The 11,510-nt window shown below is 47.4% G+C and carries 9 protein-coding genes; 4 read left to right on the top strand and 5 right to left on the bottom strand.

Going from position 1 to position 11,510, the window contains the following annotated elements:
• Window positions 1–99: 99 nt before the first annotated feature.
• From QVO99_RS08620 to mtaB, 3 genes are all read right to left on the bottom strand, one after another.
• Entirely contained in the window at window positions 100–1,224 is a 1,125-nt protein-coding gene (locus QVO99_RS08620; protein ID WP_022317206.1) for a hypothetical protein, read from the bottom strand.
• 44 nt (window positions 1,225–1,268) lie between these two features.
• A complete protein-coding gene (locus QVO99_RS08615; protein ID WP_022317205.1) occupies window positions 1,269–2,294 on the bottom strand; it encodes a glycosyltransferase family 2 protein in 1,026 nt (341 codons plus the stop codon).
• Window positions 2,295–2,416: 122 nt separating this feature from the next.
• Complete coding sequence (mtaB, locus tag QVO99_RS08610) at window positions 2,417–3,784, bottom strand: tRNA (N(6)-L-threonylcarbamoyladenosine(37)-C(2))-methylthiotransferase MtaB (protein WP_022317204.1); 1,368 nt, start codon at window positions 3,782–3,784, stop codon at window positions 2,417–2,419.
• 420 nt (window positions 3,785–4,204) lie between these two features.
• On the opposite strand from mtaB, the gene QVO99_RS08605 reads away from it, so the two are divergent.
• Window positions 4,205–4,375 carry a PG1828 family lipoprotein gene (locus tag QVO99_RS08605; RefSeq protein WP_022317203.1) on the top strand — a complete coding sequence of 57 codons (171 nt, stop codon included), beginning with the start codon at window positions 4,205–4,207 and terminating at the stop codon, window positions 4,373–4,375.
• Between the two features lie 461 nt (window positions 4,376–4,836).
• The gene (locus QVO99_RS08600; RefSeq protein ID WP_022317202.1) at window positions 4,837–6,750 is read left to right on the top strand and encodes a WG repeat-containing protein; all 1,914 of its coding nucleotides are present in this window, start codon (window positions 4,837–4,839) and stop codon (window positions 6,748–6,750) included.
• A gap of 388 nt (window positions 6,751–7,138) precedes the next feature.
• Here the strand turns inward: QVO99_RS08600 and QVO99_RS08595 are convergent, their stop codons facing one another.
• Window positions 7,139–7,813 carry a YggS family pyridoxal phosphate-dependent enzyme gene (locus QVO99_RS08595; RefSeq protein WP_022317201.1) on the bottom strand — a complete coding sequence of 225 codons (675 nt, stop codon included), beginning with the start codon at window positions 7,811–7,813 and terminating at the stop codon, window positions 7,139–7,141.
• Between the two features lie 58 nt (window positions 7,814–7,871).
• Complete coding sequence (locus QVO99_RS08590) at window positions 7,872–8,402, bottom strand: DUF4494 domain-containing protein (protein ID WP_022317200.1); 531 nt, start codon at window positions 8,400–8,402, stop codon at window positions 7,872–7,874.
• Between the two features lie 249 nt (window positions 8,403–8,651).
• On the opposite strand from QVO99_RS08590, the gene QVO99_RS08585 reads away from it, so the two are divergent.
• Both QVO99_RS08585 and QVO99_RS08580 read left to right on the top strand, forming a co-directional pair.
• The gene (locus tag QVO99_RS08585) at window positions 8,652–9,302 is read left to right on the top strand and encodes an HD domain-containing protein (RefSeq protein ID WP_022317199.1); all 651 of its coding nucleotides are present in this window, start codon (window positions 8,652–8,654) and stop codon (window positions 9,300–9,302) included.
• A gap of 55 nt (window positions 9,303–9,357) precedes the next feature.
• Window positions 9,358–11,223, top strand: coding sequence for a M6 family metalloprotease domain-containing protein (locus tag QVO99_RS08580; RefSeq protein WP_022317198.1), 1,866 nt, complete (start codon window positions 9,358–9,360; stop codon window positions 11,221–11,223).
• The last annotated feature ends 287 nt before the right edge of the window (window positions 11,224–11,510 follow it).

Below are 11,510 nucleotides of genomic sequence, written 5' to 3'. Positions count from 1 at the left end.
CCCCACGGCGTGGGGAATGAAACCCCACATAAGGGGGATTGATTCCCCACGCCGTGGGGGAAATCCGAAGCCTATGCTTTGCTCATCAAAAGCTACAGCTTACGATATCTCAACCACGTGGTTTCGCTTCTCTCCATCTTTTCCTCTTTTCAGGAAAAGGAGAAGACTGACACTATCGCCTACTTTCAAAGACTGGCGCATCTTGTCGTCGGCAACGGCAGAAAGACGGGCAAAGCCTTCTTCCGCCAGGGTGCCTTCCGGAGTGTCGGCGATTGGAGATGTTATGCGATAGCGCAGATAACCTTCGTCGGTATTCATATATGTTATCTCCGCCTTCATCGTTCCGAAGGCTTTCATACCTTCGTCATGAGGCAGGACAGTAGAGATTATGGCACTCTTGAACTTGTCTACTGCCGGTATGACAGGCGAGAAAACCACGAAATCCTGCTGCTTGACCATAAGTGTGGGCTTCTCTGCCACGAAATGTCGCGACAATGAATCGTATATATGATAATGACCGTGACCCATATCCACACCGTCTACATAACCTACCACGGACGGAAACGCGTCAGCAATGTTTTTCTCTGACACCACTATTTCGTCTGCCCTCTCGTTGCCTTCCTTCGACACCCTTACCGACACGGAATACATCCGTCCCTGTATCTCCCACGGTTTGCATGGAAAGAGGTGGCTGCTCGCCACAAGTTCCATACCGTCTGAAGCCACAAGCTTGGCGAAGTAGCGGCGCTTGCCTTTCATCTGCTTCTCAAACACCTTGACGGCTACCATATCCTTGATGCCGTCAACGGGATGGGGCATCTCGCTCTGATGATGGAGGGCATACGACTGGAGTCTGCGCTCCACACGCTGCATGAGCGAAGGATAGCTGCGGCCGTCCTTTCCCGTCTGCCTCTGCTTGTCTTCTTCGCGCAGATATCTGTCGTAACCCCACATCTGCAGAAACTGCGGGAACTGGAAGTCGGCATACTCCGAACTGATCTTCACGGCGATGCCGAGAACACACGAATGCACCAGCGACGGACGGTCTACCGGCAGCTTGAGATATGCCACCAAAAGCATGCGCACCTGATGCGAGCCCATAGTGGTATAGTTGTTCTGCAAATATCGGTATATTTGCCATGCCGTATCAACGGGATGACTGACTGCGGTCTCAAGCGAAGCCAGCAGTTCATCCCATGAGCTGATAGTATCGGAGTCTTTCATAATATAGCGGTTTTAAAATATTGTTATGTAAGGAAAAGGGAGGGTCATAGCTGAGAGAACTTCCTGATTCCCTTGGCATAATATTTCCACAGGATAGAGAAACTGCAGAAGCCCTGTATATCCTTGTTTTCTACCGACCTCGAGGCCTGTATGAAACTGCGGTCGTCTATGAAATCGTCTTTCCATTTCTTGAAATCTCTTCTCGCCTTCACGACAGCCTTGAAGTCCTTGAATTTCCTCTCCAGTATCAGCATCTGAAAGGCGGCGAGATAATCCAGAAACCAGCGCATACGCATCACTCCCTTGAGTTCGTCGTCGGCGAGATTCTTGTATAGCATAGTGAGGTTGTTGCGGAAATTGAGATAGGTCTTCATCGGATTTCCCTTTGGCAGCGTACCGCCTCCCACATGATATGCCACGCTGTCGGGCACGCAGTAACCGTCTTTTCCCATTATCCTCAAACGCCAGCAGAGGTCTATCTCCTCGCTGTGGGCAAAGAAGCGTCCGTCAAGACCGTCGGCACGCCAATAATCTTCGGAGCGAATCATAAGGCAGGCGCCTGTAGCCCATAGTATATTGGTGGTATAGTCATACTGTCCGTCGTCGGTCTCAACGGTATTGAATATCCTGCCACGGCAGAAGGGATAGCCGTACTTGTCGATATATCCGCCTGACGCCCCGGCATATTCAAAAGAGTTGCGGTCTTTCTCAGAAAGCAGCTTGGGCTGACAGAAGGCTGCTTCGGGATGGCTGTCCATAAACTCGAGCAAAGGCACGAGCCAATGATGTGTCACCTCTACATCGCTGTTGAGGAGCACATAGTATTCTGCGTCTATCTGCGCCAGCGCCTTGTTGTAGCCTTCGGCAAAGCCCCAGTTCTTCTCGAGCTGTATGGTGCGTACCTGCGGAAACTTCTCTTTCAGCATCTGCATGGAATTGTCGGTAGAGGCATTGTCGGCGACATATACCGTGGCGCCATCCTCTATGGAGTATTGCAAGACAGAGGGCAGGAACTTCTCCATCATACCCACTCCATTCCAGTTGAGTATCACTATTGCTATCTTATCCATAGCGCTATGGTTTTTTAATTCCACCGAGACAAGAGGCTCTGCCTATATTATATAATATTGTATTAATATATAATAATGTGTATACCCTCTTATAACGGCATCATTATTGAAAGTTATATTTGTTATCTGTCTAAGATTTCACACATCAGGGCTGTCTTGTCATGGTTGAAACCACCGAGTCTGACCATCACGAGCTGGTTGTCAAGATCATCCGAAGACTTTGCCGCCGGCAGCTCCACTCTCACATAGTTGCGTGTGAAGCCATGCATCGCCCTGCCCCGGGTGGATTTCTCGAAGAGCACCTCCGCTTCCTGTCCGATATATCGGGAATAGAACGCCTGTGTCTTCTCGTCGGAAAGTTCTATGAGGCGCTTGCTCCTCAGTTTCTTGTCCTTGTCGGAAACCACATACGGGATACGCAAGGCGGCAGTGCCCGGGCGCTCTGAATATGGGAACACATGGAGATGGGTGACATCGAGGCGCTTCAGAAATTCGTATGTCTCCTCGAAATACTCGGGCGTCTCACCTCTTGTTCCCACCATCACGTCTACTCCGATGAAGGCGTCGGGCATATATTTCTTTATCAGTTCTATCTTGTGTGCGAAAAGCGCCGAATCATAACGGCGGTGCATGAGTTTCAACACAGCGTCGGAACCGCTCTGCAACGGGATATGGAAGTGTGGCATGAAGGCGCGGCTTCGTGAACAGTATTCGATGAGGTCGTCTGACATAAGGTCTGGCTCCAGACTGCTTATGCGGAATCGCTTTATCTCCTCCACTCCATCGAGAGCCTTCACGAGGTCGAGGAAACTCTCATGGGTGGTGGCTCCGAAGTCACCGATGTTGACTCCGGTGAGAACAATCTCCTTGCCTCCCTCGGCAGCAGCCTGACGTGCCTGTTCCACGAGTGAGCTGATGCTTGGGTTGCGACTGAATCCGCGGGCATAGGGAATGGTGCAATATGTGCAGAAATAGTCACATCCGTCTTGCACTTTCAGGAAGAAGCGGGTACGGTTGCCTCTGGAGCAGCTGGGTGCGAAGGTCTTGATGTCTTTCGTCTTCACGGAATAATGCCTGTGGAGCGACTCTCCGTCCGAAGCGGTTTCTGAGTCTGACTGCAACTGGGTCCAGGCGTCGGAGAGATACTGTATGAGACTCGCTTTCTCATTGGCTCCCAATACAAGGTCCACACCGTCTATCTTGCTGATGGTCTCTGCCTCAAGCTGGGCGTAACATCCGGTAACGACAACAAAAGCTCCGGGATGCTGGCGCACCATACGATTGATTGCCTGACGGCACTTATGGTCGGCAACTTCGGTCACCGAACAGGTGTTGATAAGGCAGATGTCTGCTTTCTCTCCTTCAGCGGCATTCCTCACTCCCATATCCTGGAGCATCCTGCCGAATGTTGAGGTTTCAGAGAAATTGAGTTTGCAGCCCAATGTGAAATAAGCGGCTGTCTTTCCTTGAAAAACGGATGTATCTATCATTTTCTTGTATTTCGATATTTTTGTTCACCTTGGTAATTACAATTAAAACTGCAATATACCATATATTATTCATCCATACATACATTATTATATATATAAAAGAATCGCTCGTTTTGCAAAGGTAGCTCATTTTTCCATAAAAACCGCTATGCAGGGCTGATGTTTTCCTAAAATTAAGTCAGGAAAAAGAAAAACTCTACTATAAAAACAAGGGATTGTAAAGGCACACAAAAAATATTATAGAAAATTTAACACTTTGATTAATTTCATATTTCACTGATTAACAGTAACTTACAAAAAAGTTACATTTTACCCCTAAAAAAAACTCTAAAAAAGAGAACAACGTATCAGAAAATTACTTACCTTTGCAGCGTTTTAATAAACAAATGATTGTTTTACAGATTTAAAAAGCAAAGAAAAATGAAAAAATTGGTTTTAATGTTCGTAGCTATCGCAGCTATCTCTTTCGCATCATGTGGTAACAAAACAGCTCAGGCTGAGGGCGCTGATACAACTGACACTGCAGCAGTTGATACAGTTGACACAACTTCTGTTGACACAACTTCTGTTGACACAACAGCTAACAAGTAATTCTGCGAAAGCTAGAACTATTTAAGCGAAAAGACCAAGCCGAGGAACTCAGTTCTTCGGCTTTTTTGTGTCTATACCCTACAAAGCGACCAACGCAATCCTGCTTATCCGGCACCTGTAATTCATCTGACTGCACCAAGGACAACCCTGAACAGACTCCATCACGCTAACCAGACATAATGAAACCTGCAACCACCTTGTTAGCACCCTGCACACAAGACATCAATACAAAAAGAACGCTTATACTTATTGTTGTAACATTTCATGTAACATTTTAGGGAATCCAACGATTTGCATGCTTTTTGAGAGGATTTGCAAGTTTTTTGGAAGAAAATGCCATTTATTTATCTGCCCACCACACCTATCTTTGCAAAAAAGAAAGCGACAATCCGTTCATCGCATGGCAAAGACACATAAAAAAAGATAATATCACGAAAACAATAACGACAAAAAAATCTGTTATGAATAGACTGACACCTTTACTGCTGTTCATGGTGATGATACTCTCATCATGCAACAAGGAAACCAACGACTACGTGACGGCATTCCCTTATATGGAAACGGACAAAGGGAAATGGGGAATGATAACAACCGATGGAGAAGTACTATTCTCACAAGAGTTCAAAAACCAACCTACCGTGGTGAGAAACGGTGTGTTCCTGGTGAAAAACGAGGCCAACCTATGGGAGATATACAAGGCGGAGAAGAAACCGGAAAAGATTGGCTCTGAATATACCGGCGCCACAATCTTCAGCAACGGCAGGGCTATAGTATGCGAGAAGGACAAATACATCACCATCATAGACACTGAAGGAAAAACGATAAAGACTCTGGATGAGATCGACGGAAAGAGGGTCAATACCGTATTCCGATTCCAGGAAGGCTACGCAAAATACATAGCCGGAGAGGACTACGGAGTGATTGACATGGACGGAAACTCCGTAATACCAAGCAACTACTGCGCTATAATGGACTGCAGCGACGGCAAGTTCATCGCCATCGACAAGAAATACAAGACGGAATACACAAGCTTCTGTTACGACAAGCTCAAATATACTGTCCTGAACACCAAAGGGGAGATACTGTTCGAGATAGACGGCAGCGAATACAACCAGGTGGGCAAATTCAAAGAAGGCTTGCTGCCGGTGTGTGTAAAGAAGAAGGATTCGGATACGGAAATATGGGGCATCATCAACGAAAAACAGGAAGTGGTGATAAAACCGGACGAAAAGATAACGGGCATCGAACAAATAAGAAACGGTATGTTCACATATTACTCAGAGGGCGGATGGGGACTGATGTCTCTGGAAGGCAAGACGCTGATAAAACCGAAATACAACTACCTGTCGTTTGACGGAGACAACAGGCTGACGGCATATAACTGGGACGAGGACAAAGGAGGCATGTGGTTTGTTGACACAAACGGCAACCATCTGAACAAAGAACCTTATCGCGGGGCGTGTGGATTTGAAGAACTCGACAACAAGCATGCTCTGGTGATGAGGACGGACAGGAGCTATTCGATAATTGATGAACAATACGAAAAACTGGCTAATCTGCCCAAGATGGTACACGCTGAAAACATGATGGGAGATGATGCCGTGGAATGTAACTATCTGGACATACCGCAGCTGCTCGACAAACTGAATGTGAACCAAAACGGAATGGAAGGGGTGTCATTCGAGTCAACTCCTGAGACTGCCGTGAAGGCGCTGTCGAAATTTCTGTATCAATATAGCGACGAGAAACACCCTGGCACTTCTGCATTCTGGTTTAAGGACAAGTCTAAAATAAGCTACGACAGGATGACAGACAATGTCTATCTCTCTGTGGAAATAAACTTCTACGGCAACATAAGCTATAGCGTCAGCGACGGACAGGGCGGCTACAACGTTGAATGGTGTGATGAAGACAACGGCAGGAAAGTGGGCTACATGTGGAACGATGTGAAAGTCAAATCGTTCCGACTGAAATTCTCCAACGATGTCACGATGAAAGGCAAACTGGACAGAATGCTGCAGGAATTGAAGAAACGCATGAGAAAAGCGGGGCGCGTGGTGAAGGAGAACAGCGGGGCGATGGTAGTGGCACTGGACAACAACAGGACCGCCCTAATATACATGCAACCGAAAGAAATCGTAATGGAATGGGGCGACATCGGTTCGCCAGAGAGCCTGAGCATCCATGAATACGATGGCGTAAGAGAGAATCTCTCGTTAACCCCGGACGAAGAGAGGGCGGATGGAGAAAACCAGGATATCGACATGCCGACAGATGAAGAAACCGCCACAGGCTACAACAACGGTGAAGCAGGCGACAATTCCTACGGAAACACGGACGACACCCAGAAGCCTGAACCTGACGCATACGATTAAACCCCATATCGGTTATCAGAACGTTAAGCCCTAATGACCAATTGGGGTTAAACCCAAAATGAAATCGACTTTCCCGGCAGGCTGTCATACCGGCAGGAAAGTCGATTTTATCATAATCACGAATCTGGAGATTATCGCATAAGTCGCATTAACTCCAAACGGGATAATACCCCATTGAGATTAAACCCAAATCGGCCATTAGGCCGTTAAATGTGATATTTTATAACTACTTGCAGTCTTTTGCTTTTTATAAGGCGTCTTTTGTCCGTTTTTAATTCGCAATAGCTTGCTATTACTCATTTTAAAAGCCAAACAAAATCCACTCTTCTAAAAATCAAAATTCAAGCAAGCCCTAATGACCGTTTTGGGTTAAAGCATTACTTCATCATCAATATACTCTCGGTCCGAAGATGGTAGTGCCAACGCGCACCATAGTGCTTCTGCATTCCACGGCAATCTTGTAGTCGTGGCTCATTCCCCAGGAACGCTGACAGAAAGCTGCAGAGTCGGCAAAATACTTTGCCTTCACCTCATCGAAGAAGTCGGCAGCCTGCATGAACTCTGAGCGTATCTGGTTCTCGTCATCGGTATTCGATGCCATCATCATCAGTCCACAGATACGCACGTTATTAAGATTCCGCCATTCGCCATCGTCGAGAAGCTGGCGGCAGGCGTCAATCGTCAGTCCGTATTTCGTCGCCTCCTGTGCGATATGCAGTTCGAGAAGCACATCGATCACGCGGTCGTGCTTTGCAGCCTGCTTGTTGATTTCCTTGAGCAGCTTGAGCGAATCCACGGCATCCACCATAGAGATATACGGTGCGATATACTTCACCTTGTTGGTCTGCAGATGTCCGATGAAATGCCATTGAATATCCTTGGGCAGCGTGTCATACTTCTTTGAGAGTTCCTGTTCGTGGCTCTCGCCAAACACCCTCTGTCCCTCGGCGTATGCTGCCTCTATATACTCGTTGGGATGAAACTTGCTCACGGCAACGAGAGTCACTCCCTCGGGAATGTTGCTCTTAACTTCGCGCAGTTTGCCTGCTACATCATAATCCATGGTAATATAATTTTAGTTGAAAATAAGATTTCCTGACTCTGCTATCTATCACCGCACCTTATTCTGCCGTTGCCCCGCCTTCGGCAGCCGGCTGCTGCTCGTATTCCGGAACGTCGTTGGGCTCCTCTTTCTTAAGTTTGGCGGCTGAGTTATGCTCGAAGACGTCCATTATCTGTGTCTCGGCTACAGAAGCTATTACATAGTCGATAGCTGTAGTTCCCATAACCTTGTCTATGTTGGCAACTGCCTGGTTGAAAGTGTTGGCATGAACGAGGTAGTTCACGTTGCTGCGCTTCTCCTTCTCTGTCTTTTCGTCGATAGTGATAAACTGGAGCTTTGCCTTGAAAAAACGGTCGGCGGATGCATCCTCGCTGAAGAAAATCTCTCCATAAGGCGCCTTCTTTATGTCGCGCACCTCAAACTCACCGCTTATATAAGCCGACATCTCGTCGATGATAGACGACTCTGCCTCCGTGAAGCTGAGAGCGTCTACAACGTAGAGCTCGGTAATCTTTTTCTGCATTCCATCCTCCATCATCTTGTCGTAACGGATCTTGCACTCAAACCATGTTGAAGTTCTTGTTCTCATAATTCTATAGTTTTATCGATTATTTTCCTTTATATTCTTGTTCTTAATTCTATCCAGCTCTCCATACCATCTCTCCGACAATCTCTACAGGACACAACCAAGCACGTAGGGAGTTAGTTCTTACTGTAGTATCATTCATCTGCTCAATCTTTTTGCCGATATGGGGGTTCAAATGTGTTAAAACCGCCAATGGCTTGCAAAAATAAACATTAAATCGTATATTTGCAAAAAAATAAGAACTACTTTTGCATGATAGACATTAATGTAAGTTTGGACCTGATGGAGTTTGTCGAGACACAGATTCTACCTAGATATGCCAATTTCGACCAGGCCCATCGTCTGAACCACGTCAACCATGTCATCAAACAGTCGCTGGCTCTGGCCAGGAAAATCGGTGCCGACATCAACATGGCTTATGTCACGGCGGCTTACCACGACCTGGGACTGGAGGGACCGAGAGCTATACACCACCTGACGAGCGGGAAAATACTGATTTCAGACACAAGACTGAAGAAATGGTTCTCTGCCGAACAGATGAAAATTATGAAGGAGGCAGTGGAAGACCACAGGGCTTCGGCATCACACGCTCCAAGAAGCATCTACGGCAAGATTGTGGCTGAGGCTGACAGGGAACTCGAACCCGACACCGTGTTCAGACGCACGATACTCTACGGACGCGACCACTATCCGGAGATGAGCATGGAGCAGCAATGGGACAGGTTTACGGAACATCTCGACAACAAATACTCCAATACGGGATACATAAAACTATGGATTCCGGGGAGCGAAAACGAAAAGAACCTGAAGGTGATAAGGGATTATATCAACAACCGGACAGCTCTCAGGGCTTTGTTCGACAAGATTTTCAACGAACTGAACGGAAACGAGGCTGAACAATAGCCTTCGGCCATCTTAATCTTAACGATATTAACTTCAATATTATTAATACTGCACAATGAGAAAGAAATTACTATTCGGACTTCTGTTTGCCGCAATGACAGCAGGGGCAGTGAAAATGAAGCCTGGAATCAATATCATCAAGCAGGCTGACGGAACGACTATAACCGTTAGAGCCTACGGAGACGAGGACTTGAGTTATTTCCTCGCTTCTGACGGCACACTGCTCTATCAGGAAGGCACAAACTTCTATATCGCCGGCGTGAAAGCCGACGGCACTCTGTATTCAACCGGAGTGCTCGCCCACGAGCCAAGCATGCGAACGATAAAGGAAATCTCTGCCATCAAAGCACAGAATGCCAAGGCTTTCTACAATTCGATGGAGACACAGGCAAAGGCAAACAAGGTGAGACGTGAGCCTATGACACCGGACAATTCTTTGCTGCCTTCGCTCGGCAAACACAAGATACCGGTAATCCTCGTGGAATTCAGCGACGTGGAATTCAGCGTGGAGAATCCTAAGGCTACCTTCGACAAATATCTCAACGGCAAAGAACTTTTCAACAAGGAGACCGACCCGGAGATGGGACAGAACTATGCCGGCGTGGCTAAGTATTTCAAAGACATGAGCTTCGGAAAATTCGAGCCGGAATTTGAAGTGTATGGTCCTGTGAACCTCGGCAAACCTCTCGCAACATACGGAGCGGGATATTCATCAGAGGAGAATATGGGACTGCTGCTCACCGACGCCTGCACAGCTGTTGACGACGAGGTGGACTTCACCCAATATGACTCTAACGACGACGGTAATATCGACCTCATCTACATCATCTACGCCGGATTCTCACAGAGTATCGCCGGAAACTCTACAGACTGCATACACCCGAAATCGGGTTATCTCTCACTGGCAAAATCGTTTGACGGAATGGACGTGAAGCGCTATGGCGTGAACAACGAGCTGAACGGCACACCGGCTGACCAGGCGAATGGACCGATAATAAACGGCATCGGACTTTTCTGCCATGAGTTCTCACACTGCATGGGACTGCCTGACCTATATCCGAAATCTGGTTCAATTGCAGAGGCTTGCATAAACCAGAATATGGACTACTGGAGCCTGATGGACGCCGGAGAATATACAGCGAACGGATACCGCCCTACTGCTTACACAGCATGGGAGCGCGAGCGTCTGGGATGGATGGAAATCGGCACACTGACCGGTCCTTCAAACGTGGAACTGAAATCGCTTGACGAGGGTGGCGCAGCATTCCGCATCTATAACGACAAGGACGAGACGGGCCACGAGTATTATATCGTGGAGAACGTGCAGAACAATGGTTGGAACAAGAACCTGTTCGGCAACGGACTGATGGTGACCCACGTTGACTATCTCTCAAGCCAGTTCTCACTCGGAGGATGCAAGGTGAACAACACTGAAGGTCATCCACGCATGCATGTCATGGCTGCCGACGGTATGTTCGTTCCTGAATACTTCCTCGGTTCTACCATCGAGGACAGCTACATCACATTCCTGAAGGAGCACAACGCTGACCTCGTGGCAAAATACGGCGGACAAGTATTCAGCATCGAAGACTATAAGGCTGAGGCTGCCGGTGACCTCTTCCCTGGCACATCGAACGCTACATCGCTGACAGACGACTCACAGCCTATGAAGGCATGGACATACAATGGAGAGACAATGGGCAAGCCTATCACCGACATCACTAACGATACGGAGAAGGGCATCGTGTCATTCAAGTTCATGGGCGGCGGCGAACCTGTTGACGGTATCAACGAGGTGACTGTAAACAAGACAACTGACAGCCGTGTATACTCTATCAGCGGAACATATATGGGCAACGACATCAACAGCCTGCCAAAGGGTATATACATCCGCAACGGCAAGAAGGTGATAAACAACTAACGGTTATCCCGACGACATCCCGCCTTGTGCCGCATGTTGCCAATGATGACAAGCATTGCAAATGGCAACTGACAATGTCTACGATGACTAACAATGTCTACGATGACAAACGGCACACAGACTTCAACAATATTGCGCCCTGAAAGGCTAAAAGCCAGAATCTTTCTTCTGGCTTTATCCTTTCAGGGCGCTTTTGTTTTTTTTAAAACCCAATCGGTCATTAGGGCTTGCTTTGATTTTGAATTTTTTGAAGAGTGGTTTTTGTTTGGCTTTTAATGAGTAATAGC

Origin of the sequence: Prevotella sp. CAG:592 (assembly GCF_000436015.1) — a bacterium.
In the GTDB taxonomy this organism is placed as follows: Bacteria; Bacteroidota; Bacteroidia; order Bacteroidales; family Bacteroidaceae; genus Prevotella; species Prevotella pectinovora.
The sequence above is the reverse complement of the archived record's forward strand: the minus strand, read 5'-3'. Positions and strand labels throughout refer to the sequence as shown.